Annotated in this window: 17 protein-coding genes; 8 read left to right on the forward strand and 9 right to left on the reverse strand. The window is 71.4% G+C overall.

What is annotated here, in order from left to right; translation table 11 throughout:
- Positions 1-97: 97 nt before the first annotated feature.
- The gene (locus IE241_RS06785) at positions 98-3,403 is read right to left on the reverse strand and encodes a S8 family serine peptidase (protein ID WP_190020707.1); all 3,306 of its coding nucleotides are present in this window, start codon (positions 3,401-3,403) and stop codon (positions 98-100) included.
- A 497-nt stretch (positions 3,404-3,900) separates the two neighbouring features.
- Between IE241_RS06785 and IE241_RS06790 the strand changes: the two genes are divergently transcribed.
- Positions 3,901-5,649: a TIGR03767 family metallophosphoesterase gene (locus IE241_RS06790; protein ID WP_190020708.1), complete on the forward strand. Its 1,749-nt coding sequence runs from the start codon at positions 3,901-3,903 to the stop codon at positions 5,647-5,649.
- A gap of 17 nt (positions 5,650-5,666) precedes the next feature.
- Here IE241_RS06790 and IE241_RS06795 read toward each other — a convergent pair whose 3' ends face one another.
- Both IE241_RS06795 and pepN read right to left on the reverse strand, forming a co-directional pair.
- A complete protein-coding gene (locus tag IE241_RS06795; RefSeq protein WP_190020709.1) occupies positions 5,667-6,722 on the reverse strand; it encodes a hypothetical protein in 1,056 nt (351 codons plus the stop codon).
- 334 nt (positions 6,723-7,056) lie between these two features.
- Entirely contained in the window at positions 7,057-9,648 is a 2,592-nt protein-coding gene (gene pepN / locus IE241_RS06800) for an aminopeptidase N (RefSeq protein WP_190020710.1), read from the reverse strand.
- A 106-nt stretch (positions 9,649-9,754) separates the two neighbouring features.
- On the opposite strand from pepN, the gene IE241_RS06805 reads away from it, so the two are divergent.
- Both IE241_RS06805 and IE241_RS06810 read left to right on the forward strand, forming a co-directional pair.
- Complete coding sequence (locus tag IE241_RS06805) at positions 9,755-10,396, forward strand: DsbA family oxidoreductase (RefSeq protein ID WP_268254355.1); 642 nt, start codon at positions 9,755-9,757, stop codon at positions 10,394-10,396.
- Between the two features lie 178 nt (positions 10,397-10,574).
- On the forward strand, positions 10,575-11,168 hold the full coding sequence (locus IE241_RS06810) for a hypothetical protein (protein ID WP_190020711.1): 594 nt from the start codon (positions 10,575-10,577) through the stop codon (positions 11,166-11,168).
- A 132-nt stretch (positions 11,169-11,300) separates the two neighbouring features.
- Here the strand turns inward: IE241_RS06810 and IE241_RS06815 are convergent, their stop codons facing one another.
- The 3 genes from IE241_RS06815 to IE241_RS06825 form a co-directional block, all read right to left on the reverse strand.
- Positions 11,301-11,942 (reverse strand): superoxide dismutase, encoded by a 642-nt coding sequence (locus IE241_RS06815; RefSeq protein ID WP_190020712.1) that lies wholly within the window; start codon positions 11,940-11,942, stop codon positions 11,301-11,303.
- Between the two features lie 210 nt (positions 11,943-12,152).
- Positions 12,153-13,565: an amino acid permease gene (locus IE241_RS06820; protein ID WP_190020713.1), complete on the reverse strand. Its 1,413-nt coding sequence runs from the start codon at positions 13,563-13,565 to the stop codon at positions 12,153-12,155.
- A 171-nt stretch (positions 13,566-13,736) separates the two neighbouring features.
- Positions 13,737-15,131 (reverse strand): amino acid permease, encoded by a 1,395-nt coding sequence (locus IE241_RS06825; RefSeq protein WP_190020714.1) that lies wholly within the window; start codon positions 15,129-15,131, stop codon positions 13,737-13,739.
- A 282-nt stretch (positions 15,132-15,413) separates the two neighbouring features.
- Between IE241_RS06825 and IE241_RS06830 the strand changes: the two genes are divergently transcribed.
- Positions 15,414-16,016, forward strand: a complete 603-nt coding sequence (locus IE241_RS06830) for a biotin transporter BioY (protein ID WP_190020715.1) — start codon at positions 15,414-15,416, stop codon at positions 16,014-16,016.
- An 89-nt stretch (positions 16,017-16,105) separates the two neighbouring features.
- Here the strand turns inward: IE241_RS06830 and IE241_RS06835 are convergent, their stop codons facing one another.
- Positions 16,106-17,548 (reverse strand): amino acid permease, encoded by a 1,443-nt coding sequence (locus IE241_RS06835; protein WP_190020716.1) that lies wholly within the window; start codon positions 17,546-17,548, stop codon positions 16,106-16,108.
- Positions 17,549-17,715: 167 nt separating this feature from the next.
- On the opposite strand from IE241_RS06835, the gene IE241_RS06840 reads away from it, so the two are divergent.
- Together IE241_RS06840 and IE241_RS06845 are read left to right on the forward strand one after the other, a co-directional pair.
- A complete protein-coding gene (locus IE241_RS06840) occupies positions 17,716-18,204 on the forward strand; it encodes a ribose-5-phosphate isomerase (protein WP_190020717.1) in 489 nt (162 codons plus the stop codon).
- A 169-nt stretch (positions 18,205-18,373) separates the two neighbouring features.
- Entirely contained in the window at positions 18,374-19,192 is an 819-nt protein-coding gene (locus IE241_RS06845; RefSeq protein ID WP_190020718.1) for an Fpg/Nei family DNA glycosylase, read from the forward strand.
- A 49-nt stretch (positions 19,193-19,241) separates the two neighbouring features.
- Here IE241_RS06845 and IE241_RS06850 read toward each other — a convergent pair whose 3' ends face one another.
- A complete protein-coding gene (locus tag IE241_RS06850; protein WP_190020719.1) occupies positions 19,242-20,471 on the reverse strand; it encodes a GNAT family N-acetyltransferase in 1,230 nt (409 codons plus the stop codon).
- Between the two features lie 148 nt (positions 20,472-20,619).
- Between IE241_RS06850 and IE241_RS06855 the strand changes: the two genes are divergently transcribed.
- Together IE241_RS06855 and IE241_RS06860 are read left to right on the forward strand one after the other, a co-directional pair.
- Positions 20,620-21,759, forward strand: a complete 1,140-nt coding sequence (locus IE241_RS06855) for a PP2C family protein-serine/threonine phosphatase (protein WP_190020720.1) — start codon at positions 20,620-20,622, stop codon at positions 21,757-21,759.
- A 39-nt stretch (positions 21,760-21,798) separates the two neighbouring features.
- Positions 21,799-22,242 (forward strand): HD domain-containing protein, encoded by a 444-nt coding sequence (locus IE241_RS06860; RefSeq protein WP_190020721.1) that lies wholly within the window; start codon positions 21,799-21,801, stop codon positions 22,240-22,242.
- A gap of 30 nt (positions 22,243-22,272) precedes the next feature.
- Here the strand turns inward: IE241_RS06860 and IE241_RS06865 are convergent, their stop codons facing one another.
- The gene (locus IE241_RS06865) at positions 22,273-23,355 is read right to left on the reverse strand and encodes an acyltransferase family protein (RefSeq protein WP_190020722.1); all 1,083 of its coding nucleotides are present in this window, start codon (positions 23,353-23,355) and stop codon (positions 22,273-22,275) included.
- Positions 23,356-23,563 lie beyond the last annotated feature (208 nt).

The raw sequence follows: 23,563 nt of genomic DNA on the forward strand, positions 1-23,563 counted from the left end.
TACCGTGCGCCCGCCCCTCGTCATGCCGTGCGTTCAGCCGTAGGCCTTGCCGTACGCCACGCCATACGTCCAGTCGTACGTCCAGCCGTGCCTCCGGCTAGCCGACGACCTTCTCGATCTTCACGCTGCCGTTCCCCGCGACCGTCCCGGCCGCGTTGACCAGCTGCACGTCCCCGAAGAAGGAGCGTCCCTCGGGAGCCGCGCCCGCCACCACGACCTCGGCCGCGACCTGCGCGGACTGCCCGGCGCCGAGCTTGACCACCGCACCGTCGGCGACCTTGATCTCGCCCAGCGAGGGGGCGAAGTACACGTCGCGGTAGTCGTACGCGGTCGAGCCCGCGGGCACCGAGTAGCCCGTGACCTCGACGGTGTACTCGCCCGCGGCCGGCTTGCTCAGGCTCACGAGCTCGTCGGAGCCGCCGCTGGTGGAGGAGCCCACGGCCTTGCCGTCCTTGTAGACGGTCAGGTCCAGGTCCGCCTTGGCGTCGGCGGTGGCGCCGATCGCGGCGTCGAAGCGGGTGACGCCGGCCCCGAGGGTGACCTTGGTGACCTGCTTCTCGCCCTCCTTGATCACCGGCCGGGCGATCTTCGAGGAGCCGAGCTGCCCGCCCTTGAGCGTGCCGTCCAGCGCCGCGAAGCCGTTGACGGCCTTCCAGGTCACGGCGGCCGGGGTGCCGATCTTCGCCTCGGGGACGGTCTGCGTCGCCGGGTCGAAGGTGACGCCGAGCGCGGTGGCCGTCAGCGCGTACGGGTTCTCCAGCAGCGGGGAGGTGCGCCGCGACTCGACCTCGATCTCCCAGACGCCCGGCAGCGGATTGGCGTAGCTGCGCAGGTCCGGGCGGCAGGTGTTGGCCGGGTTCGGGTAGTTCGGGTAGCAGTTGACCGTGGAGGTCGGGTCGACCGGCACACCGTAGGGGTTGATCGCGATGAACCGGGTCTGACTGTCCTTCGCCAGGCCGCCCAGCGCGACCTCCAGCGTCTTCGCGCCCTTCGGCACGCTGACGAAGTACGAGGTGGTGGCGTTGCGCACGGCCGTGGCGGTCTTCTTGACCACGTACGAGGGCGCCGCGACCGGCTCCGCGGCGACGACGGTCGCGAGGACCTGCTTGTCGATGCCCTCGGTGCGGTCGTCGTCCACGGTGAGGATCGCGCTGTGCAGGCCGGCCGCCTTCGGCTTCGCCGTGACCTTGACCGTCACCGGCTTGTTCAGCGGCAGCTTGACCTCGTCGTCACCGGCGAGCTTGAAGGTGCCGTCGTTGTTGCGCCACTTCAGCTCGTGCCACACGGCCGCCTCGGGCCCGGAGGTACGGGTGACCGTGACCTCGTAGGTACGGGTCTCGCCGGCCTTCAGCCCGCCCTCGCGGTCGTAGATGCCGGTGCCGAAGCCCGGGGTCTTGAGCGCGGAGGACAGCGCGGTGGAGACCGGGGCCTTCACGGTGTAGTCGTGGGCGGTGGCGCGGTGGCGCAGCGCCGCCCACGCGTCCTCGATGTTGATCAGGCCGGCGCCCTGCTCGTAGGCCTGTGCGCCCTTGATCTGCTTGGCGGTGCTGGTGAGCGCCGTGCGCAGGTCGGCCGGGGTGAGCTTCATGTTCTTCTGCTTGGCGGCCGAGATCAGCAGCGCGGAGGCGCCGGCGGCCTGCGGGGAGGCCATCGAGGTGCCCTGCAGCATGCCGTAGCCGGGCGGCAGGTCGTAACCGGCCTCCTTGACGGGCGCGCCCGGCTCCCAGGTCGGCGTCGTGTTGATCGACGCGCCCGGGGCGGTGATCGTCGGGGTGAAGCCGCCGTCCTCGCGCGGGCCGCGGGAGGAGAAGGGCATCATCGCGTACTTGGTCTTCACCTCCGAGCCGTAGTTGGCGGCCCAGGTCTCCTTGGAGACCGACGCGCCGACGCTGATGACCTTGTCGGCCAGGCCGGGGTCGCCGATGGTGTTGGCGCCGGGGCCGCTGTTGCCCGCGGAGATCACCAGCTGCACGCCGTAGGTGTCGATGAGGCGCGTGTAGAGCTCGGAGCGGGCGTTGTTGCCGTCGTTGAGCGCGGGCAGGCCGCCGATCGACATGTTGACGATGTCGACGCCGCGGTTGACCACGAGGTCGATCATGCCCTCGGTCAGGGCGACGTTGGTGCAGCCGCCGCTCCAGGTGCAGGCGCGCGAGGAGACGAGCTTGGCGCCCGGGGCCGCGCCGTTCATCTTCCCGCCGAAGAGGCCGTTGGCCGCGGTGATGCCCGCGACGTGCGTGCCGTGCTCGGACTCGATGACGCCGATGTTGACGAAGTCGGCCTTCTTGCCGACCCAGTCGCCGCCCTTGGGGTCCATCGGCACGTCCTTGCGGATCTGCACGACGAACGGGATGCGCTCGGCGATCGGGGTCTTCGGGTCGTCCTTGCCGAAGTAGCCGACCTGGAAGCCGTCCTTGTACGGCTTGAGCTCCTCGTCATTGCCGAAGTCGGCGTCGTCGCCGAGGTCGACGCGGACGGTGCCCTTCGCCTTGTCGTAGAGGACCGCCCAGGAGTCGGTGGTGTCGCCGTCCCGGTTGAGGTCGCCCTTCATGTCGCCGCCGGCGGTCGCGTTCTCCCGGAACAGGGCCACCTGGTACGGGCCGTTGCCGGGCGCCGTGTAGCTGCGGCCGTTGAAGGAGAAGGACGGGCCGGAGACGTCGGCCGTCATCGGCAGCCAGGTGCCGTCCTGGTCGGTGAGCGGGTCGGTCGCGGTGACCCAGTCGACGATCTTGCGCTCGCCGGTGGTGGTCTTCTGCAGCGCCGGGTGGCCCAGGTCGATGCCCGAGTCGAGGATGCCGATGGTCACGCCCCGGCCGTCGGCCTTGGGGTTGTCCTCGGTGAAGTCCACGGCGCCGGTCTCGAAGGCCGGCTGGTAGGGGTTCTTCGCCGGGGTGTCCTTGCCGGGGCCCGGGAAGCCGCCGGCCTTGGCGCCGCGGGCGCCCTCGGCGGCGTCGGCGCGCGGGGTCGGGTCCGGGAGCTTGATCTCCTGCTTGAGGTCGATGCCGTGCACCGAGCCCAGCTTCTGCGCCTCGGCGATGGCGGCGTCGGCCTTGGGCGTGGGGACGGTGGCCCGGACGTAGCCGAGCTTGTCGTCCGTGCGGCCCACGGAGGCGCCCTTGATGGCCCCGAGCTTGCCGGCGACCTGGCCGGTCTGGCCGGGCGCGGTGGCGATCATCATCGTGACCGTCTTGTCGCCGCCGGCCTTGGCGCCGGCGAGCAGGGCAGCGTCGTGCGAACCGAGCTTGTCCGCGGGCGATTTGACCGGGCCCGGGGCGGGCAGCGGGTCGTCGGCGAAGGCGGGAGCGGCGCCCGCGGCCGTGAGGGCGGCCACGAGGGAGGCCGCGACGGCTATTCGGACCGTGCGTCTTGCGCCGCCGGGGCGCGTGGTACGGGACTCGGGGGTCATGTCCATCCCTGGCTGAATTGACGTGAAGGTGCCGCTGAACAGCGGGCGTCCGGAAATCGGAGCCGGATGACCGATCACTTTTATGGAAGTGACGGGGGTTTGGGGAGAGTTGTCGGAGAGGGAACGTAGGGATGGCGTAAACCCGCCAGGCGCCAGTCGGGAGGAAGCGTGACGGAGGCCGTGAAGCGGTCAGTGGCGTTCCCGCAGCTCAGAGGCTGTAGGGCAAACGGACTACAGCAGCGGCCCCAGAACCTGCCCAGCGTTCCCCCCGAGAGTGAACGCTGAGTGAGCGTCAGTCCGCCAGGGGACGAGTGCTGTATGTCCGTTCGCATTCGCCAAGATCGATGTGCGGTGATCGGCGGCGGCCGTTGCGGCCGCGTTCACGCCCAGGTCACCCCCGCTGCCAACGATCCTCGGTAGGAAGGATCGCTGCCGGCGCGCACCGCAGCCCGTAGCCCGCTTCAGCCCGCTTCGCGTTCGCACTCGGGGAGACCGCAATGCACCGCAGATCAGACAGATCCGCAGACGCCCGCCTCGACCGCCGTACGTTCCTCGCGGCAGCGGGGGCCGTGACCACCGCCACCGGCATCGGCCTGGCCCTGGGGTCGGACGCCGTGGCGGCCGGGGCGCAGCCTCCGGATCCGAGCGCGTCGGGAGCGGCGCAGGCCGCCTCGGCGAGCGCGGACGCCGCGGCCGTGGCCGGCCCGAACGGCGCCGGGACCACCCTCGTCTCCGTGGCCGCCCCGCGCGGCACCGGCGGCTACCGCAAGCTCGGCGACGGCCCCGGCTGGCCCCGGCAGGTGCGCGGCGAGCTGGCCGAGGCGCAGCGCGGCCGCGAGGACCGGCGCACGACGCTGGCCTCCTTCGTGCAGTTCACCGACCTGCACCTGACGGACGTACAGCACCCGCTGCGCTACGAGTTCTTCCGGGCCGGCGAGCCCGGCGCGTGGCGTCCGCACGAGGCGCTGACCCTGCCCGGCGTGGTCTCGCTGATCGAGCGCGTCAACAAGCTCCGGCACGGGCCCGCGACCGGTGCGCCGCTGTCCTTCGTCATCACCACCGGGGACAACGGCGACGAGAACGCGCGCATCGAGGTCGAGTGGTTCCTCACCGCCATGAGCGGCGGCCGGCTGAACCCCAACACCGGTGACCCGCGCCACTACGAGGGCGTCCAGAACAGCGGGCTGAAGCTCTTCTGGCAGCCCGAGAGCGCCGTGCGCGACCAGGACAAGCAGGCCGGCTTCCCGCGCATCCCCGGCTACCTCGGCGCCGCCGTCCGCCAGGTCAACAGCCCCGGCCTCAACGTCCCCTGGTACTCCACCTACGGCAACCACGACGGCCTCTCCGGCGGCTGCTACCCGGCCGCGGGCACCTTCATCGCCGAGGCCGCGACCGGCAACAAGAAGCTCCAGACCGTCTCCGCCGCCGAGGCCAAGTGGCTGATGGAGGGCGAGTCCAAGGGCGTCGACCCCAAGGGCAAGCGGATCGAGGCCCTCCTGAAGGCGCACAAGAAGGAGATGCGCACCGTCACCGCCGACCCCCGCCGCGTGCCGCTGACCGCCCGGCAGTACGTGGCCGCGCACCTCGACCCGCGCTACAAGGGCCGCGGCCCCGTCGGCCACGGCTACACCCGCGACAACCTCGACTCCGGCGACCTCTACTACTCCTTCAAGATCTCCGACAAGGTCATCGGCATCAGCCTCGACACCACCGACCCGGGCGGCCACTACCAGGGCTCGCTCGGCACCGGCCAACTGCGCTGGCTGGAGCGCACCTTGAAGCGCTACGCCGACAAGTACGCGCTCGTCTTCAGCCACCACCCCAGCTGGAGCATGGACAACCTCGTTCCCGACCCCACCCACCCCGGCGAGGACCGCCACGACGGCAACGAGCTCATCGCCGTCCTGCAGGACCACAGCAACGTCCTCGCCTGGATCAACGGCCACAGCCACCGCAACCGGATCCGCCCCCGCGGCACCTTCTGGGAGATCGCCACTGCCTCGCACGTCGACTACCCGCAGCTCGCGCGCGTCATCGAGGTCGCGGACAACCACGACGGCACGGTCTCGCTGTTCACCACGCTCATCGAATCCGCCGCCCCCTACCGCACCGACTTCGGCGATCTCTCCCAGACCGGACTCGCCTCCCTCTACCGGGAACTGGCCTTCAACGCCCCCGGCTCGGACACCTCCCTGGCCGGCGCGCCCGCCGACCGCAACACCGAGCTGCTGCTCTCCCGGCGCTGAGGAGAGGCCCTGCGGCCCTACCGGGGCAGCACCACCAGATACGCGGCAGGGTCGCGGTCGGCCGACGCCATCAGGGCGGTACGGACCACCGCGGCCTGCTGCGCCGGGGTCTCGCGCAGCTTCTTCGGCGTGATGTGCACGACCATGACCCCGAGCCGCTCCAGGTGCTCGCGCTTGCGGAACTGCGCCGACCACACCGCGTCGTCGTCCTGGCGCGGCGTCCGCGAGTCGATCTCCACGGCCACGCTGTGCTCGGGCCAGAACGCGTCCACCCGGCCCAGGCAGGGGCCGCCCGGCAGCCGCAGGTCGACGTTCCACAGCGGGGCGGGCAGCCGGTGGTCGCGCACCAGGTCGTAGAGCCGGCCCTCCGCGACGGCCCGGCCCTCGGCCAGCAGGGTGTCCACCGCGTCCACCACGTGCGCCCGCCCCAGCAGCCGCGCCCGCGTCAACTCCCTCACGACGGCGGCCGCTTCGCAGTGCCCGCCGCGCACCGCCTCGGCCAGCAGCCGGCGCACCGTGGAGGCGTCGGTGAGCTGGGCGACGGCATCCGCGACCGCCCGCGCGACCGGCGCCACGGGCACCCCCGTCAGCATCTGCGGGTGCGGCAGGGCGTGGGCCCGCAGAAGCCGTACGAAGCCGGACGCCCGCAGCCGGCGGGTGCGCGGGACGAGCACGTCGATGTGGTCGAGGGCGAGCAGCGGGGGCACGGAGGTGAAGCGGTGCAGGGCCAGCGCTGCCGCCCCGGTGATCATCGCGGGCCCGTAGGGGCCTGCCGCCGCCTCCCGGGCCGCGGCGGTGGCCGTGGCGGGGCCAGGCTGGGCGGGCGGGCCCTGGGTGCGCGGGACCGTGTACAGCAGGGCGGCGTGCAGCCGTTCCTCGCTGGTGGCGGGCCCCGTGCGGAGCAGGAAGACGCCGGGCAGCAGCTGCTGCCAGGGGCCGCCGGGGCGGCAGCGCTCCCCGGCGGCAGGTCCGGACACACCGTGATCGCGCAGCTGACGTGCTGTCATGACACGGTGACGGACGTCGGAGAGGTGGTGCAGGGGGCGCGGGGAGAGAGGGGTGTCGGAGTTCATGCCCGGCACGTTCCCGCGTGCCGCGCGCGCCCTAACCCCGTGTTACATGCTCGTCGACAATTCCGGACAACACTGCCCTAAAGTACGGGTGTTCGACGATCGGCTCGCCTTGCGGACGCGGGGCGGACCCTCGGCCTTCGGGCCGGCGCGTGGGGCCCGGGGGCGGCGCCCCTCCTCGCCTGCGCCGCAGGCGGCTTCTCGTGTCCGCCGCGACGGCGGGAAACCCCGTACTACGCATTCGGCGGTGCCGGACGACGCCCGGCTTCGGCCGGAACCGGAACGCCCCGGCTGCGGGACCACCCCGCAGCCGGACCGTACCCCCGCCCCCGGGGACTTACTCCGCGGCGGCGTCCCGCTCCTGCGCCCGCAGCGCACGCGCGAGGTCGTCGCGGGCCTCCAGCACGAGCCGTCGCAGCGCCGCGGGCGCGTCCGCGTGCTCCGCGAGCCACGCGTCGGCCGCAGCGAGGGTGCGGGAGTCGTCCTGCAGCATCGGGAAGAGCCCCCGCACGACGGCCATGGCGTACTCGATGGACCGCTCGCGCCAGACGCCCTCGATCACCGCGAAGTAGCGCTCGGCGTACGGCGCGAGGAGCCCCCGCTGGCCGGGCTGGTCGAAGCCCGCGATCGTGGCCTCGGCGAGGGCGTTGGAGAGCTTGTCGGAGACGACGGCCGTCTGCCACGCCTCCTCCTTGACCTCGGCGGAGGGCCGGGAGGCCAGGCAGCGGACGCGGTGCCGCTCGCCGGAGGCGGTGTTGTCGCGGGCGAGCTCCGCGGCGATCGCCGCCTCGTCGGCCGCTCCCTGCGCCGCCAGCGCGGCGAGGAACGCCCAGCGCAGCTCCTGGTCGACCTCCAGCCCGTCGATCTTCGCGGGCCCGTCCAGCAGGCTGCGCAGCAGCTGCAGGTCGGAGGGGGAGGAGGCGACCTGGGCGAAGAAGCGCGCCCACGCCAGCTGGTGGCCGCTGCCGGGCTCGGCGAGCCGCAGCTCGCGCAGCGCGCCCTCGGCGAGCACCCGCCCGCCCTCCTCGCGCCACGCGGGAGCCGCGTAGTGCACCAGAGCCGTCCGCGCCCACGCCTGCAGCATCTGCAGCACGCCGACCTCGCTCTCGGCGCCCGCGAACCGCTCCACGAGGGAGATGAAGTCGCGGGCGGGCATCAGCCCGTCGCGGGTGAGGTTCCACAGCGCCGACCAGCACAGGGCGCGCGCGAGCGGGTCCACGAGCTCGCCCAGGTGGGCGCGCAGCGTCTCCAGGGAGCCCTCGTCGAAGCGGACCTTGCAGTAGGTCAGGTCGTCGTCGTTGACCAGGATCAGCTCCGGGCGCTCGGCCCCGGCCAGCTCGGCCACGACCGTACGCGGGCCCGCGACGTCCACCTCGGCGCGGGCGTAGCGCACCAGGGCGCCGGCCGCCTCGCGGCGGTAGAGGCCCACGGCCACGCGGTGCGGGCGCAGCTCGGGGTGGTCGGCCGAGGCCTCCTGCAGGACCGCGAGCTCGGTGATCCGGTCGGCGGCGTCGTACGTGGCGAGCGGCGTGAGCGAGTTGACGCCCGCGGTCTGCAGCCAGGAGCGGGCCCAGGCGGCCATGTCCCGGCCGGAGGTCTCCTCCAGCACCTCCAGCAGGTGGGTCAGGCGCGTGTTGCCGAAGGCGTGCCGCTTGAAGTAGCGCCGGGCGCCCTCCAGGAAGGCGTCCCGGCCCGCGTAGGCGACGAGCTGCTTGAGGACCGAGGCGCCCTTGGCGTAGGTGATGCCGTCGAAGTTGAGCTTGGCCTCTTCCAGGTCGTGGATGTCGGCCGTGACGGGGTGCGTGGAGGGAAGCTGGTCGGCACGGTACGCCCATGCCTTGCGCCGGTTGGCGAAGGTGATCCAGCCGTGGTCGAAACGGGTCGCCTCCACCATCGAGAAGGTGCCCATGAAGTCGGCGAAGGACTCCTTCAGCCACAGGTCGTCCCACCACTCCATGGTGACCAGGTCGCCGAACCACATGTGCGCCATCTCGTGCAGGATGACGTTGGCCCGGCCCTCGTAGGACGTCTGCGTCACCTTGCCGCGGAAGACGAACTCCTCGCGGAAGGTCACCAGGCCCGGGTTCTCCATCGCGCCGAGGTTGTACTCGGGCACGAACGCCTGGTCGTACTTCCCGAAGGGGTAGGGGTAGTCGAAGTTGTCGTGGAAGAAGTCCAGGCCCTGCTTGGTGACGGTGAAGATGTCGTCCGCGTCGAAGTGCCGGGCCAGGCCCTTGCGGCACAGCGCGCCCAGCGGGATCTCCAGGACGGTGCCGTCGGGCAGCTTGCGGCTGTAGTGGTCGCGGACCACGTGGTACGGGCCGGCGACGACCGCCGTGATGTACGTGGAGATCGGCAGCGTCTGCGCGAAGCGCCAGGTGGCGGCGGACGGCGCGACGGGCTCGGGCTCGCCGACCTGAGCACCGTTGCCCAGCACCGTCCAGCCGGCGGGCGCGGTCACCGTGAGGGCGAAGGGCGCCTTGAGGTCGGGCTGCTCGAAGTTGGCGAAGACGCGGCGGGCGTCGGCGGGCTCGTACTGCGTGTAGAGGTAGACCTCGCCGTCCTCGGGGTCCTCGAAGCGGTGCAGGCCCTCGCCGGTCCGGCTGTATGCGCAACTAGCGTCCACGACCAGGACGTTCTCGGCGGCCAGGTCCGTGAGCGCGATCCGCGAGCCGTCGAAGACCGCGGCCGGGTCCAGGGCGCGGCCGTTCAGGGTCACGGCCGTCACGGCGGGCGCCAGCAGGTCCGCGAACGTCGCGGCCCCGGGCTCGGTGCAGCGGAAGCGCACCGTGGTGACCGACCGGAACGTCCGGTGCTCCTGTCCCGCCGCCACCGCGGACCGCAGGTCGAGGGCCACCTCGTAGGCGTCCACCGCCAGCAGCCGGGCCCGCTCGCGGGCCTCCTCGCGGGTCAGGTTCTCACCGGGCACGTCGGGACTCCTTCGGCTGGATGGTGTGTCTCGGGCGACAGCGGAATCATGGCACGGGGTGTGTTTGTTGAAACGGCGACCGAATGGTTCGTCCGAGGAGATCCGCGTGACCGCTGTGGAGAACAAGACCCCCGTCGACTTCTGGTTCGACCCCCTGTGCCCCTGGGCCTGGATGACCTCGCGCTGGATGCTGGAGGTCGAGAAGGTCCGCCCCGTCGAGGTGCGCTGGCACGTGATGAGCCTGGCCGTCCTCAACGAGGACAAGCTCGACACGATGGACGAGCGCATGCGCACGATCATGCAGACCGAGGCGTGGGGCCCGGTGCGGGTGTGCATCGCGGCCGCGGCCAAGCACGGCGAGCAGGTCCTCGGCCCGCTCTACACGGCCCTCGGTACCCGCTTCCACAACCAGGGCCTGCCCCGGGACCACGCGACGATCGTCGCCGCCCTGGAGGAGGCCGGCCTGCCGGCCGAGCTCGCGGACGTCGCCCGGTCGGACGCCTTCGACGCCGAGCTGCGCGCCTCGCACGAGGAGGGCATCTCCAAGGTCGGCCAGGAGGTCGGCACGCCGGTCATCGCGGTGCCGGGCGCGGACGGCGAGCAGATCGCCTTCTTCGGCCCGGTCGTCACGCCCGCCCCCAAGGGCGAGGCCGCGGCGAGACTGTGGGACGGCACCCTGCTGGTCGCCTCGACGCCGGGCTTCTACGAGATCAAGCGGACGCGCACGAGCGGGCCGGTCTTCGACTAGACAGACGTACGCGTCGCGCCGGGCGGGCATTCCGCCGGACCCTCGCCGCGGTGGGTGCTCGCCGTTGCGGCGGGTAATTGTTCTCCGCCGCAGCGGCGCCGAGCCACGACGGGCCGGACCGGCGGTGCCGGACCCGGCTGAACGCGCACTCCGGCCCACCCTCCCTTAATGTCCCGGTATGGGCCAGACCGATCTCACGCCGCCGCTGGGCTTCGACGGGGGCCGGGCCGAAGCAGACGCGCCGGCCGCAGGCCACTTCGCCGAGCAGTCCGTACGCCCGTGCGACCTGCTGCTGCGAGCACGCTGCCAGGCCCTCGTCCCGCTGCGGTCCGCGCTGGGCCTGCGCCGCGCGGCGGCGACGCTGCGCCACTACCTGCGCGGCACCGGCGCCGCGCACCGCGTGGATGCGGACGGACTGCTCACCCTTCCGGCCGTGCGGTCCGCCGCCGAGGCGCAGCTGGAGCGCTGGCGCGCCGAGGCGCTGGAGCGGTGGCGCGACGGGCCCCGCACCGCCGCCGCGTACCCCGCGGACAGCGGCCGGCGCGAGGTACGGCTCTCCCCGCGGCCGGGCGGCGTCGACTGGTGGCTGGCGCTGCGCGCGTTCGAGTACCGGCTGACGGGCACGGTACGGGTCGCCGCCGACGGGACGACGTCGGCCGACTACCGCTTCGCGGTGTGCACGTGCTGGGACGCCGGCCGGTTCGCCCGGCTGCACGACGTGGGACTCGCGAAGGGGTTCACGGTGACGGGCGAGGCGTTCGGCCACGCGTGAGCCGGAGAAGGGCCGGAAATGAGCAGGCCCCCGCAGTGCGGGGGCCTGTCCGCCTGCCACGTGAAGGGTGAGAAGACGATCACGAGCAGGACAGAGGGGTCGGGGGAGAACTCCCCCGTAAAAAATGAGCTTTTACGGTACGAGCAGCAGGTTGTTGGCCCGCTCCTTGGCGGAGCCGTACCGCTTGGCGACGTCCTGCCAGTTGACGACCGCCCACATGGCGTCGATGAAGTCGACCTTCTGGTTCTTGTACTGCAGGTAGAAGGCGTGCTCCCAGGCGTCGAAGACCAGGATCGGGACCGAGCCCTGGCCGACGTTGCCCTGGTGGTCGTAGACCTGCTCGACGATCAGCTTGCCGCTGATCGGCTCGTAGGCGAGGACGCCCCAGCCGGAGCCCTGGGTGGTCGCGGAGGCCTTGGTCAGCTGCGCCTTGAACTTGGCGAAGGAACCGAAGGACTCGGCGATGGCGTCGGCGAGCTCGCCCACGCCGTCCTTGTCGAGGGGCTCGCCGCCGCCGTCACCGGACATGTTCTGCCAGTAAATGCTGTGCAGGATGTGACCCGAGAGGTGGAAGGCCAGGTTCTTCTCCAGGCCGTTGATGGCGCCCCACTGGTCCTTGTCGCGGGCCTCGGCGAGCTGCTCCAGGGTGTCGTTCGCGCCCTTGACGTACGCCGCGTGGTGCTTGTCGTGGTGCAGCTCGATGATCTTTGCGTCGATCGTCGGCTGCAGCGCAGCGTAATCGTAGGGAAGTTCAGGAAGTGTGTAGATGGCCATGCCGAGCCCTCCGACTGCTTATTGCAATTAACTTGCAGGTAGACGCTACCAGCAAGAGCATCTGACAGGCCGTAAGGGGGAGTGATCTCCGACCAAAGACCGAGGCGGGCTAGGTCCTGAAGATCAGGACCCAGCCCGCCTCGTGGGGGGTGTGATGGTGGCCGAAGGTGCGGTCAGCCGCTCGCGGTCAGTCCGCGGTCAGTGCTTCGGTCAGTGCTTCGCGGCCGTCATGCGCTGCCGCACGTAGCCGACGAGGGCGAGGGCGCCCGTCAGCCCGGCGGTGAAGTACAGCTGGACGCGGGTGTCCTCCTCGCGCAGCATCAGCGAGAGGACCGCCACGATCCCGGCCAGGGCCACCCAGGTCAGCCCCGGGAAGAGCCACATCTTCACCACGAGCTTCTCCGGCGCCGAGCGCTCCAGCTGCCGGCGCATCCGCAGCTGGGTGACGGCGATGAAGCCCCACACCACGAGCACCGCGGCGCCCGTCATGTACAGCAGCCACTTGAAGACGGTGTCCGGCCACCAGTAGCTGAGCAGGACGGCGAAGAAGCCGAAGGCGGAGGAGGCGATGACGGTCAGCCGCGGCACACCGTTGCTGACCTTGGCCAGGAAGCGGGGGCCCTCGCCGCGCATGACCAGGGAGTGCGACATCCGGGAGGCGCCGTAGATGTTGGCGTTCATCGCGGAGAGCAGGGCAACCAGCACGATGACGTTCATGATCTGCCCGGCGGCCGGGATGTCCAGGTACTTCAGCACCGCCACGTAGGGGCCGTCCGTCAGGAGCGACTTGTCGTTCCAGGGCAGCACGGTGACGACGACCAGCATCGAGCCGACGTAGAAGAGGGCGATCCGCCACATCGCCGTGCGGACGGCCTGGGCGACGCCCTTGACCGGCTGCTCGGACTCGGCCGCCGCGATCGTCACCGTCTCCAGGCCGCCGTAGGCGAAGACCGAGGCGAGCAGGCCCACGACCAGGCCGTTGGCACCGTTGGGGACGAAGCCGCCGTGGCCGGTGAGGTTGTCGGTGCCCGGCGCCTCCGTGCCCGGCAGCACGCCGCAAATGGCGAGGACGCCGAGGACGAGGAAGACGCCGATCGCGGCGACCTTGAGCGTCGCGAACCAGAACTCGAACTCGCCGAAGTTGCTGACCGCCGCGAGGTTCGTCCCGCAGAAGACCGCCATGAAGATCAGCACCCACATCCACGAGGCCGTGGAGGGGAACCAGGACTGCATGATGTGGGCCGCACCGATCGCCTCCACGGCGATGCCCACACAGAGCTCGACCCAGAACATCCAGCCGGCCGTGAAGCCGGCCCAGGGGCCTATCGCCTTCTCGGCGTGCACGGAGAAGGTGCCCGAGGCCGGATTGGCCGCGGCCATCTCGCCCAGCATCCGCATCACGAGCATCACGAGCAGTCCGGAGACGGCATAGGCGAGCACGATGGCCGGACCGGCCGCGGCGATGCCCGCGCCGGAGCCGACGAAGAGGCCGGCGCCGATGACGCCGCCGAGGGCGATCATCGACAGGTGGCGCTGCTTGAGGCCGTGCGACAGATCCGTGCCGCCCGGCGCCTGGTCGCTGACCGCGCGCTCGGGCGCGGAGGTCGCAGAAGTCCGAGTCATGGTCGTGTGTGTCCCGTGGGGTGAGAGCGGAAAAGTTGCCTCAGTGTGGGGGTCATGTTCGCCCAGGACAACACCTGTGACAGGGCTGTCCGATATTCAGACGCAGGTATGACTGTGCGTGCCTGACATCTCGCCAGAAGGCGACGGAAACGAGCCGACCCGGCGGGCCGGTCAGCCCGCCCGGCGCAGCCGGAGCTCGCGCACACCGGCCACCAGGAGCACGGCACCGGTCGCCACGGCCGACCACATCAGCTGCGGCCGGGCCCCCTCGTCGGTCAGCATCAGCACCAGCACTCCGGCCATCCCGGCCAGAGCGACCCAGGTCAGATAGGGGAAGCACCACATCCGCAGGGCGAGCCGCTCCGGCATCTCCCGCTCGATGCGGCGCCGCAGCCGCAGCTGCGAGACGGCGATCAGGCCCCACACGAAGAGCAGTACCGCACCCACGGCATTGAGCAAGTACCGGAAGATCGAATCCGGCCACTGAAGGTTGAGTATCACCGAGGCGAAACCGAACGCGACCGAGGCCAGCACGGCCCGGCGCGGCACACCGCTCCCCGACACCTTCAGCAGCGCCTTGGGCGCCTCGCCGCGCTCGGCGAGCGAGAAGACCATGCGCGAGGAGCCGTAGAGGTTGGCGTTCAGCGCCGACAGCAGCGCCACGAAGACCACGATGTTCATGATCTGCCCGGCGGCCGGGATGCCGATGTGGTCGAGCACGGCCACGTACGGGCTCTTGCCCGGCTCCATGGACGTCCACGGCAGCAGGGTGACGATGACGAGCATCGAGCCCACGTAGAAGAAGAGGATGCGCCACACGGCGCTGCGCACCGCACGGCCGACCGCGCGCGCCGGGTCGTCGGACTCGGCCGCGGCGATCGTGAGGACCTCCAGGCCGCCGAAGGCGAAGACGACCGCGAGGACGCCGGAGACGACACCGCTCACGCCGTTGGGCAGGAAGCCGCCGTGGCCGGTGAGGTTGGTGAAGCCCACCGCCTCGGTGTCCGGCAGCACGCCGAAGATCGCCAGCAGGCTCAGGCCCAGGAAGAGGACGATCGCGCCGACCTTGAGCGCGGCGAACCAGAACTCGAACTCGCCGAAGTTCTTCACGGCGGTGAGGTTGGCGGCCGTGAAGACCACCATGAAGATCAGCACCCAGGCCCACTGCGGCACGCCCGGCACCCAGCCGTTCGCGATCTGCGCCGCGCCCGTGGCCTCCACGGCCAGCACGACGACCAGCAGGAACCAGTACAGCCAGCCGACGGTGAAGCCCGCCCAGCGGCCCAGGGCCCGCTCGGCGTGCACCGAGAAGGCGCCCGAGGCGGGCATGGCGGCGGACATCTCGCCGAGCATCCGCATCACCAGCATCGCGAGCGCGCCCGCGATCAGATACGAAACGATGATGCCCGGCCCCGCCACGGCGATGCCGGCGCCGGAACCGACGAACAGGCCGGCGCCGATGACGCCGCCCAGCCCGAGCATCGTCAGATGCCGCTGCTTGAGCCCGGCCGACAGGGGTTCTTTCTCGGCCGCGAGGGAATCCGCGGCGGGGGGTGCGTCGTGCATGGCTTCGTACTCTCGGATCCGCGCGAAAAGGCGCTGGCGATCTTCGCGCGGAGCGCAAAGGGGTATAGGTGACTCCACATTCTCCCGGCAATGCGGTCCGAGCCAAGCCTCACCGAGCTCCAGTGACAAGCATCACGCGATATTCCGCCCGCACCGGGAACCACCCGGGGAAGTCTCCAAGCAGGACGGCCCGCCTTTGTCATTGCCGCGCGATGTCCGTTCGAGTGCCCTCGGCTAACGTCACAAAGTCACTTGTCCCCACCACTTATCTGCGGAGTAAAGATGGCCACCGCCGCTGCCTCTGTTCCCCGGACCGGTACGGTCCTCGCCGATCTGCTCCCCGCGTCCACCGCCGGGCGTGCCCGTGTGCGCGACGCGGCCCTGATCCTCGGCGGAGCCGCCCTCACCGGCCTCACGGCGCAGATCGCCGTCCCCGTCCCCGGCTCCCCGGTCCCGGTCAGCGGCCAGACCTTCGCGGCCCTTCTGGTCGGCACCTCGCTCGGCGCCCGCCGCGGCTTCCTCTCCCTCGCCCTGTACGCCGTCGCCGGCGTCGCGGGCATGCCGTGGTTCGCCGAGGCCAAGTCCGGCGCCGCCTTCCCGTCCTTCGGCTACGTCCTCGGCATGCTGCTCGCCGCGACCGTCGTCGGCGCCCTCGCCCGCCGCGGCGCCGACCGCTCGGTCCTGCGCACCGCCGGCACGATGGCGCTCGGCTCCGCGATCATCTACGCCGTCGGCGTGCCGTACCTGGCCCTGGCGACGAACATGTCCCTCACCGAGGCCGTGGCGGCGGGTCTGACGCCGTTCCTCATCGGCGACGCGCTGAAGGCCGCGCTGGCCATGGGAGCGCTTCCCACTGCGTGGAGGCTCCTGGGACGCCGGGGCTGACCTTCCCCTCGGCTTTCCCCTCCATACGCAGCGGCCCGCGTCCCCCTCGAAGGGGACGCGGGCCGCTGCGTATGCGGGACGGGGTACGGCTAGCGCCCGGCGTTCGCCCGGTGGCGGCGGTCCAGGACGAGGCCCAGCGCCACGACGATCACACCCACCAGCACGGAGGCGAGCACCGTCTCACGGTTGTCGCCGCCGGTGTAGAGCATGTAGCCCAGCACGAAGGTGATCATGCCGATGGTGGCCCACGTCAGGTACGGGAAGAGCCACATCTTCACCGTGAGCTTCTCCGGCATCTCGCGCAGGATGATGCCGCGCATCTTCAGCTGGGTGAAGCAGATCACGAGCCAGACGAAGAGGGCGACGGCGCCCGAGGCGTTCAGCAGGAACTTGAAGACGGTGTCCGGCCAGACGTAGTTGAAGATCACCGACAGGAAGCCGAAGACGACCGAGCCGAGGATGGCGACCTGCGGCACGCCCCGCTTGCTGACCGTGGCGAAGGACTTCGGCGCGTCGCCGCGCTGGCCCAGGGAGAAGGCCATGCGGGAGGCGGTGTAGAGGCCGGAGTTCAGGCAGGACAGGACGGCCGTCAGGACGATGACGTTCATGAACTGGCCGGCGTGCGGGATGCCGATCGAGTCGAGCGCCGCGACGTAGCTGCCCTTCTCCGCGATCTCCTTGCTGTTCCACGGGAGCAGGCTGACCACGACGAAGATCGAGCCGAGGTAGAACACGGCGATGCGCCAGATGACGCTGTTGGTGGCCTGGCGGACCGCGCGCTGCGGGTCCTCGGACTCACCGGCGGCGAGCGTGACGATCTCGCTGCCCATGAAGGAGAAGACGACCATCAGCACACCGGTGAGGATCGCGCCCGGTCCGTTGGGCAGGAATCCGCCGTGCGAGGTGAGCAGGTCGAAGCCGTGGCCGGGGTTCTCCGAGCCGGGGAGCACGCCGAAGACGGCGAGCAGGCCTATCCCGACGAACGCGGCGATCGCCACGACCTTGATGCCGGCGAACCAGAACTCGAATTCGCCGTACGAGCTGACCGAGGCGAGGTTGGTGGCCGTCAGCACGACCATCACGATCAGGGCCCAGGCCCACTGCGGGACGCCCGGCACCCAGCCGTTGAGGATCTTGGCGCCCGCGGTCGCCTCGACCGCCAGCACGACGACCCAGAAGAACCAGTACAGCCAGCCGATGGAGAAACCGGCCCAGCGGCCGAGCGCCCGGTCCGCGTAGGCGGAGAACGAGCCGGAGGTCGGGTTGGCCGCGGCCATCTCGCCGAGCATCCGCATCACGAAGACGACGAGCGCGCCGACGAGGGCGTAGGAGATCAGAATGCCGGGGCCGGCGGCGGCGATGCCGGAGGCGGAACCCACGAAGAGGCCCGCACCGATGACACCGCCAATGGCGATCATGGACAGGTGGCGGTTCTTGAGTCCGGCCTTGAGGCCGTCCCCGCCCGCCGCCGGGGCGTTGCCGGGATCGCCGGTCGTCGACCCCTTCGTCATGGTCGGCGGTGTCGCGCTCATATGCACGTTCCTTCGGGTTGTTCCTTTGGTTCTCGGGTTACGAGCCACCGCATTAGAACTTTTCGAAGGCGACTTTAGGAAGACCCGAATCCATTTCGTTGTGTTCACTCAGCGTTACGACGACCTGCTGGCCGATCACGGTCCCCGTTCGTGCCACACTCGGACGCATGCGCGTGTACCTCGGCTCCGACCATGCCGGCTACGAACTCAAGAACCACCTCGTCGAGTGGCTCAAGGCCCACGGCCACGAGCCCGTCGACTGCGGTCCCCACATCTACGACGCCCAGGACGACTACCCGCCGTTCTGCCTCCGTGCGGCCGAGAAGACCGCCGCCGACGCCGACAGCCTCGGCATCGTGATCGGCGGCTCCGGCAACGGCGAGCAGATCGCCGCCAACAAGGTCAAGGGCGTCCGGGCCGCCCTGGCCTGGAGCGAGCAGACGGCCGCCCTCGGCCGCGAGCACAACGACGCCAACGTCATCAGCATCGGCGGCCGGATGCACACCCAGGAGGAGGCGACGAAGTTCGTCGAGATCTTCCTGGCCACGCCGTACTCGGGCGAGGAGCGGCACACCCGCCGCATCGAGATGCTGGCCCGCTACGAGGAGACGGGCGAGCTCCCGGAGATCCCGGCGCACCACCCCCAGCAGGGCTGACCCTTTCGTCCCGAGCGCCGGGCGAGCTGAAATTTCAGCCCGCCCGGCGTTTGAGGGCGCCGCGCGGAGCGCGGTCGGGGGCCGGGGCGGAGCCCCGGTTTCGGGAAGGGGCGGGTCAGGGGAGAAACCACCGGCCGCCTGCAGACGGAAGTACACAGGAGATGCCCCCATGCCCGAAGGGCATACGATCCACCGCCTCGCGGCGGACCACCGCGACGCGTTCGCGGGCCGAACCGTCCGCGTGACCAGCCCCCAGGGCAAGTTCTCCGACGGCGCGGCCCTTGTGGACGGCCGCCCCCTGGAGACCGCCGAAGCCCACGGCAAACACCTCTTCCTCGGCTTCGGCGGACCCGCCGGCGGCGACTGGATCCACATCCACCTCGGCCTCTTCGGCAAGTACACCTTCGGGACGGGGCACGCCCCGCCCCCCACCGACACGGTGCGCCTGCGCCTGGCGAACCCCGACGCCTACGCGGACCTCCGCGGTCCCACCACCTGCGCCCTGATCACCGGCGCCGAGAAGCAGGCGATACACGACCGCCTCGGCCCGGACCCGCTGCGCGCCGAAGACGACGGCGAGGCGGCCTGGCACCGCATCTCGCGGAGCCGCACCAGCGTCGCCGCCCTGCTCATGGACCAGAAGGTCATCGCGGGCGTGGGCAATGTCTACCGCGCCGAGGTCCTCTTCCGGCACGGAATCGACCCTTACCGTCTCGGCCGTGATCTGACCCGCTCCGAATGGGAGGGGATCTGGTCGGATCTGGTCGAGCTGATGCGCGAGGGCGTGCGCAACAACAGAATCGACACCGTACGGCCCGAGCACACCCCGGAGGCCATGGGCCGCCCGCCGCGCGTCGACGACCACGGCGGCGAGGTCTACGTCTACCGCCGCGCCCGGATGGCCTGCCACATCTGTGGCGGCGAGATCCGCACCGCCGGTCTCGCCGCCCGCAACCTCTTCTGGTGCCCGGGCTGCCAGCAGCGCTGACACCCCGTCAGGCCGTAAGTGATCCGGGCCTCCGTGAGAAACCGTGCGGCTAGAACCCGTGCGGCAGCCAAGGCGCCACCTCGCTGCCGAAGGCCGCCGCCGCCTCCTCCAGCGCCCCCTCGCGCAGCTCCCGCACCCGGCCGGCCCCGGCCAGCGCGGCCAGGGACACCCCGCCCAGATAGGCCGACCCCAGCTCCCGCACGGACAGGGCCAGGTCGGCCGCGTCCTCGGTGCGCTCGCAGGAGGCGCCCTTCGCATCGCCCGTCAGCCGCCACCGCCCGGCGTTCCAGGGGCAGAACTCGTCGGCGACGTCGAGCACCACGTCCACCGGACTCCGGTACGTCCGCGCGGAGAGCGCCGCCCCCACCTCGACCAGCCGCACGTGCAGGGCGTCCTTCACCCGCGGCTCGCATCGCCGGATGTCGCTGACGAGATGCAGCAGGGGGTCGTCCACGGGGCGGCTGTGGCTGGTCACGAGCGACGTCAGGTCGAGGTCCGCCAGATAGCGCCACAGGGCGGCGTACGCGGCCGGGGCCAGCGCCTCGACGTCGCGCAGCAGCACCGTCCCGCCCGGGCCCGACTCGGCCCACACCGGCCGGACCGCGTACCGCGCGTACCCCACCGTCCGCCCGCCCTCCTCGGCGAGCACGCACTGCAGCGGTGACGCGCCCTCGCGCCCGTCCGCCGGGTCCAGCAGCGGCAGCGCGTCCCAGCCCGGCTGCCGCGCGAGCATGCCCGGGCGGGCGGCTACCCGGCGTGCGTAGACCGCCTCGCAGGCGTCGCGCGCTTCATCGGGCTTCGACAAGCGCAACCGCACCCCGTCCGTGCCCGCCGGTGCGGACACGCGCACGCGAGTCGTATCGATACGGACGCTCAGGGAGTGGGTCGCGATGCCGTAGCCGAACCGCCCGTAGATGTCCGGCTCGGAAGCCGTCAGGACGGCCAGCGGCTCGCCCCAGGCCCGTACGTCGTCCAGCTGCCGCCGCATCATCTGCCGCAACACGCCGCGCCTGCGGTGCGTCGGCCGCACGGTCACCATCGTCACCCCGGCCGCGGGCACGCAGGCGCCCCCGGGAACCGTGATCCGCAGGGCGAACGCCCCGGTCGTACCCACCGCCTCGGCGCCGTCCCAGACCCCGATCGACCGGTCGAACCCGGTGAGTTCACGCCACAGGGCGGCCTCCTCCGGCGCCTCGGGGACCCCGCCGAACCCCAGTTCCACCGCGGCGTACCAGGCGTCGAACTCGGTATCGCGCAGGACTCGCAACTCCGTCGTCATGCCCCCATGCCTAGCAGCGACCCGGCCCCTCGGGCGAAGGAATTTCGCATAAGGGGCCGACCCTGCCGCACGGGACGTACCGTGCGCGGCCGTGTCGGCGCGGCGTGAGTCGACGCACCGCCGAATGGGTGGATAAGGTCACGATGCAATGACTGGCGGTGCGGAGACCCCGACGGCCCGGATGCGCAAGGCATGGCACCGGGCTCGCACAAGCGTGCGCAAAGCCGGGGTCGACTACTTCCGCGGCGACGGCTCCGACTGGATCGCCCTCGCGGCCCTGCTGCTCACCGTCCCCGCCCTCGCCCTGACCACCATCGCGCTGCCCGCCTGGTGCGTGCCCACCGCCCTCGTCCTGCCGATCGTCGCCGGCGGGCTGCTGCTGCGCCCCGCCAGCCTGCTCGCGCTGTACGCCGCCTCCGCCGCCGCCCTGGTCGCCGAGGCCGCCGTGCTGAACCCCGAGGCGTCCGGCGACGGCGTCCGCGTCACGCCCGGCACGATCCTCGTCGTCGCCGCCGTCGGCCTCCTCGGGCTGCTCATCGCCCAGTTCCGCAGCCGCGTCGGCGTGCCCTGGCGGCGCGGCGGCACCATGCTCTTCGACCTGCGCGAACGCATCCGCGTCCAGAGCAAGCTGCCCAAGCTGCCGCGCGGCTGGCACCGGGAGATGGCGCTGCGCCCGGCCGGCGGCCAGTCCTTCTCCGGCGACTTCGTGGTCGCCGCCCGCACGAACGGCGGCCGCACCCTGGAGGTCGTCCTGACGGACGTCTCCGGCAAGGGCATGGACGCCGCCTCCCGCGCACTCCTGCTCTCCGGCGCCTTCGGCGGACCCCTGGGCTCCCTGCCGCCCCACGCCTTCCTCCCCGCCGCCAACGGCTATCTGCTCCGCCAGGACTGGGACGAGGGCTTCGCGACCTCCGTGCACCTCGTCCTCGACCTCGACAGCGGCGACTACGAGATGTTCTCCGCGGGCCACCTGCCCGGCCTCCAGCTCTGCGCCGGCACCGGCCGCTGGGAGGAGAAGGCCGCGGAAGGCCCGCTGCTCGGCGTGTACGACGGAGCCCAGTTCGACCCGATAAAGGGCACGCTGCAGCCCGGCGACGTCCTCATGCTCTTCACCGACGGACTGGTCGAGACCTCCGAGCGGGACCTCACCGAGGGCATGGACCGCCTCACCGGCGAGGCCGACCGCTACGTCTCCGCCGGCTTCCAGGGCGCCGCCTGGCACCTCATCGAGGCCGTCGCCAAGGACGTCAACGACGACCGGGCCCTGCTGCTGATCTGCCGGCACTGAACCCGGTGCCGGACCGGCACCGCACCACGGAGGACGCCCATGACCGCTCTCGACCTCGCCGCCGTAGAGGCACTCGCGCGGCGCGCCCACGCCGCCCAGACGGACAAGGCCGGCCGCCCGTACACCGAGCACCTGGCGGCCGTCGCCGAGGGCGTACGGCGGCGCGGCGGCAGCGACGAGCAGATAGCCGCGGCCTGGCTGCACGACGCCGTCGAGGACGGCGCCGTGAGCGAGGAGTGGCTGGAGGGGGCGGAGCTGCCCCGCCCGGTCAAGGACATGGTCCTGGCGGTGACGAAGCGCCCGGGCGAGGCCCCGGAGGCGTACGCGGCCCGCATCCTGGCCACGCCGGGCGCCCTCCTGATCAAGGAGTCGGACATCGCGCACAACTCCGACCCGGAGCGGGCGAAGGAACTCGACGAGCCGACGAGGGAACGCCTGAAGGCGAAGTACGCGCGGATGCGGCAGCTGCTGGGCCTGAACTGAGGCCCCGGGGCCGGGCCCGGGGCCCGGCCCTCACGGCTTACGGAACGCCCACTCCATCCGCGGTTCCATCACGCACCGGAACACCCGTCGTACCGGCGACGTACACAGCGCCGTCATCACCCCGATCGCGATCAAGGTGACCACGACCTCGCCGACCGGCCTACGGATCCACGCGGCCGCGTCGTACCACTCCCACCAGCGCGACAGCTTGATCAGGAAGCCGTGCAGCAGGTACCCGTACAGGGTCCCCGCGCCCAGCGCCGTGAACCACACCTTCCGGCGCGGCACCCAGGCCAGGAAGCCCGCCGTGAGCACGGCCGCGCAGGCGAACAGGGTGAAGGTCATCACCGGGGCCGTCCAGACCGGCTCGTGCAGGTCCTGGACGGCGCTGCTGCGGTAGAGCCAGCCGGTGTCGAGCCCGGGCGCGAGCCAGTACGCGACGGCGAGCGCCGCGGCGAAGACCGGCACCGCCGCGATCCGCACCCAGCGGCGCCGCACCAGCTCGAAGTGCTCGCGCCGCAGGTGCAGGCCGATCACGAAGAACGGCAGGAACTGCAGCACCCGCTCCATGGCGAAATCGCCGCCGACCTCGGGGGAGACCGCGGCCAGGACGGCCACGGCGAAGGCGACGGGGACCGGCCGGCGGATCAGCTTCCACACCGGGGTGGTCAGCCGCCAGATGAAGAGCGCGGCCAGGAACCAGTTCAGGTACCACGGGTTGAGCAGGGAGACCGGCTCCGGCGGTGCGTCGTCCTCCGCCCAGTGCTGGAAGTACGTGTAGGCGACCTCGAAAACCAGGTACGGCACGACCACACCCGTGAGCAGGCGCTTGAGCTTGGCGGGGCTCAGATCGAAGCCGCGGGAGAAATAGCCGGATATCAGGATGAACGCCGGCATGTGGAAGGTGTACACGGTGATGTACAGCGCCATTGCGGCGCGGCTGGTGTGCGAGAGCGGCTCCCACGCGTGCCCCAGTGCCACGAGGACGATCGCGAGGTATTTCGCGTTGTCGAAAAAGGGATCGCGCTGTGCCGGGGCGGCGGGCGCGGACGCAGTGCCGGGCTGCCCCGAGGGGATCACCGCGCGGGCGGGAGGTGTGACAGCGGGGGACATCCGAAGCACCCTAGCGGCGTCGCGGCGGCCGCCGCCACGCGCACCGGCAAGTCCCCCGATATCCGCTGCCCAGGGCTTTGCAGGCAGTTTCTGGACGAAGTGCCGATGAAATGTCACAGTCCCACGGAAACAGGCAAGTTGGTGGCACGATGGTTGACGGGCGAGGGCCGCGGGGAGCATGTCTCCCGGGCAGACCAGTGGGTATCCG

Source organism: Streptomyces hiroshimensis (assembly GCF_014650335.1).
Lineage (GTDB): Bacteria > Actinomycetota > Actinomycetes > Streptomycetales > Streptomycetaceae > Streptomyces > Streptomyces hiroshimensis.

Excerpts from the sequence above, each read along its gene's own strand:
- IE241_RS06820 (WP_190020713.1), bottom strand. The coding sequence starts at position 13,565 with ATGACTCGGACTTCTGCGACCTCCGCGCCCGAGCGCGCGGTCAGCGAC.
- IE241_RS06845 (WP_190020718.1), top strand. The coding sequence starts at position 18,374 with ATGCCCGAAGGGCATACGATCCACCGCCTCGCGGCGGACCACCGCGAC.
- IE241_RS06815 (WP_190020712.1), bottom strand. The coding sequence starts at position 11,942 with ATGGCCATCTACACACTTCCTGAACTTCCCTACGATTACGCTGCGCTG.
- IE241_RS06785 (WP_190020707.1), bottom strand. The coding sequence starts at position 3,403 with ATGACCCCCGAGTCCCGTACCACGCGCCCCGGCGGCGCAAGACGCACG.
- IE241_RS06860 (WP_190020721.1), top strand. The coding sequence starts at position 21,799 with ATGACCGCTCTCGACCTCGCCGCCGTAGAGGCACTCGCGCGGCGCGCC.
- IE241_RS06790 (WP_190020708.1), top strand. The coding sequence starts at position 3,901 with ATGCACCGCAGATCAGACAGATCCGCAGACGCCCGCCTCGACCGCCGT.
- IE241_RS06850 (WP_190020719.1), bottom strand. The coding sequence starts at position 20,471 with ATGACGACGGAGTTGCGAGTCCTGCGCGATACCGAGTTCGACGCCTGG.
- IE241_RS06825 (WP_190020714.1), bottom strand. The coding sequence starts at position 15,131 with ATGCACGACGCACCCCCCGCCGCGGATTCCCTCGCGGCCGAGAAAGAA.
- IE241_RS06865 (WP_190020722.1), bottom strand. The coding sequence starts at position 23,355 with ATGTCCCCCGCTGTCACACCTCCCGCCCGCGCGGTGATCCCCTCGGGG.
- IE241_RS06855 (WP_190020720.1), top strand. The coding sequence starts at position 20,620 with ATGACTGGCGGTGCGGAGACCCCGACGGCCCGGATGCGCAAGGCATGG.
- IE241_RS06840 (WP_190020717.1), top strand. The coding sequence starts at position 17,716 with ATGCGCGTGTACCTCGGCTCCGACCATGCCGGCTACGAACTCAAGAAC.
- IE241_RS06835 (WP_190020716.1), bottom strand. The coding sequence starts at position 17,548 with ATGAGCGCGACACCGCCGACCATGACGAAGGGGTCGACGACCGGCGAT.
- IE241_RS06830 (WP_190020715.1), top strand. The coding sequence starts at position 15,414 with ATGGCCACCGCCGCTGCCTCTGTTCCCCGGACCGGTACGGTCCTCGCC.
- IE241_RS06795 (WP_190020709.1), bottom strand. The coding sequence starts at position 6,722 with ATGAACTCCGACACCCCTCTCTCCCCGCGCCCCCTGCACCACCTCTCC.
- IE241_RS06810 (WP_190020711.1), top strand. The coding sequence starts at position 10,575 with ATGGGCCAGACCGATCTCACGCCGCCGCTGGGCTTCGACGGGGGCCGG.